This is a genomic window from Mesorhizobium sp. M7A.F.Ca.CA.002.05.1.1, from assembly GCF_003998335.1.
Lineage (GTDB): Bacteria > Pseudomonadota > Alphaproteobacteria > Rhizobiales > Rhizobiaceae > Mesorhizobium.
Genome location: NZ_RZQI01001289.1, coordinates 1 through 1189 on the forward strand (window position 1 = coordinate 1; position 1189 = coordinate 1189).

Genomic DNA, 1189 nt, shown 5'->3' on the forward strand with positions numbered 1-1189 from the left:
GCCCATGAGAAAATTGGACGCCTCGGCTGCGACATTCTTGGCGAGCTTGGCCAGCCGCTGGGTGGCAATGATGCCGGCCAGCCCGCGCTTGCGGCCACGACACATCAAATTGGTCATGGCGCCGAGCGAGAGCTTTCGCGCTTCGTCCGACACCTCTCCGGCCACCGCCGGCGCGAACAGCTGCGCCTCGTCCACCACCACCAGCATTGGGTACCAGTGGTCACGGGCGACCTCGAACAGCCCGCCGAGGAAGGCGGCGGCACGCCGCATCTGGTTCTCGGCGTCGAGCCCTTCGAGATTGAGCACGGTGGAGACGCGATGCATGCGCGCCCGCTCGCCGGCCGCCTGCAGGCCGCGCTCGGTATGCTGCTCGGCATCGATCACCAGATGGCCGTAACGGTCGCCCAGCGAGACGAAGTCGCCCTCGGGATCGATGATGGTCTGCTGCACCCAGGGCGCGCTCTGCTCCAGCAGGCGCCGCAGCAGATGCGACTTGCCGGAGCCTGAATTGCCCTGCACCAAAAGGCGAGTCGCGAGCAGTTCCTCAAGATCCAGCTTCGCCGGGGCGCCCGCGGTCGTCTGTCCCATCTCGATCGCAACGGTCATCTCGACTCAGGCGCTCCTTTCGCAGACGGGCTTATCAACTGGGTCACAGCCCGTCGAGCGTGCATGACCGCCTGCGGCGTGTTGCGCACAACTGTGCAGGCACCGCCTGGAGGGGTCATCAGCCGATGCCTGGCGCAAACTTTGGGTTGACCCCTTCGGACCACGAGGCGACACTCCACCCAACGCTACGAGTGCGAGGAGGAATGCGATGGACGAGCCCGAACGGTGGCGCCACATGTCGACGGCGCCAAAGGATGGCAGCCGCATCCTGGTCACGGTGCGTCCGTCCGAACAGGGACCGGCGGAAGTAGACCTTGCCTATTGGTCGCGTGCCGACCAGTTCGCCTCGGAAGGCTGGCGCGCGTCGGACTCCTCGCCCGGGCGCGTCATCGAATATGCCGACCCGGAACTGAAGTGCTGGATGCCGTTGCCGACGGCAAACCTCAGCCGCGCGTCCATGCCAGCGCCCTGGGAAGGCGAAGACGCCCAGCAGCTGGATGGGTCCGGGATTTAAGCGCGCGGAGAGGCCGGAGATTGGCCAATCTCCCCTCGTGCGGGAGATCGGCAGCTTCGCGGTCGGCAG

The 1189-nt window shown here is 66.4% G+C and carries 2 protein-coding genes; one reads left to right on the forward strand and one right to left on the reverse strand.

Annotated elements, in window-relative coordinates; genetic code table 11:
• Positions 1 to 606: ATP-binding protein (locus EN939_RS34960; RefSeq protein WP_164751547.1), on the reverse strand; the 606-nt coding region annotated here is incomplete at its 3' end.
• A gap of 208 nt (positions 607 to 814) precedes the next feature.
• Between EN939_RS34960 and EN939_RS34965 the strand changes: the two genes are divergently transcribed.
• On the forward strand, positions 815 to 1120 hold the full coding sequence (locus tag EN939_RS34965) for a hypothetical protein (protein ID WP_013530714.1): 306 nt from the start codon (positions 815 to 817) through the stop codon (positions 1118 to 1120).
• Positions 1121 to 1189: the final 69 nt, after the last annotated feature.

Bases quoted from the DNA above. Each gene is read 5' to 3' on its own strand.
- EN939_RS34965 (WP_013530714.1), top strand. From the start codon at position 815: ATGGACGAGCCCGAACGGTGGCGCCACATGTCGACGGCGCCAAAGGAT.